Origin of the sequence: Lentzea aerocolonigenes (assembly GCF_000955955.1) — a bacterium.
Taxonomy (GTDB): Bacteria; Actinomycetota; Actinomycetes; order Mycobacteriales; family Pseudonocardiaceae; genus Lentzea; species Lentzea aerocolonigenes_A.
This window is the reverse complement of record NZ_JYJG01000423.1, coordinates 1-441: the sequence shown is the minus strand read 5'-3', so window position 1 is coordinate 441 and position 441 is coordinate 1. Positions and strand designations below refer to the sequence as shown.

Genomic DNA, 441 nt, shown 5'->3' with positions numbered 1-441 from the left:
GATGAAGGTTCCCTTCATCGTTTCCTAGGGGGCGGCCCTTCGGCCGTTCGGGGCATTTGCCCGGGTTGGCGTACGACCAGAGTTGTAGGCGTCAGTCACCCAAGGGCGGATGTCCGGGGACCCCAAAACCGATGAGCTAGGTGCACATCGGAGGGGGAACCCGAATGCGCAAGCAAGTCGCGGCCACGTTGGCCGCTGTCACGGCGACATCGCTGCTGATCGCACCACAGGCACAAGCCCAGCCACTTCAAGAGATCCAGTGGCAGAAGTGCTTCGACACCGCGCCACCCGGACTGCCGCCCGGCGGGGAACGGCTGGAGTGCGGCAGTTTCACGGCGCCGATGGACTGGAACAACCCCGGCAACGGCAAGACCATCACCATCGCCGTCAGCCGGCTCAAGCCCAAGAACGGCACGGCGAAGTCGACGGTCTTCACCAACC

Annotated in this window: 1 pseudogene; it reads left to right on the top strand. The window is 64.4% G+C overall.

Going from position 1 to position 441, the window contains the following annotated elements:
- Positions 1-164: 164 nt before the first annotated feature.
- Positions 165-441, top strand: a pseudogene (locus tag UK23_RS41780) (alpha/beta hydrolase); the annotation flags it as partial.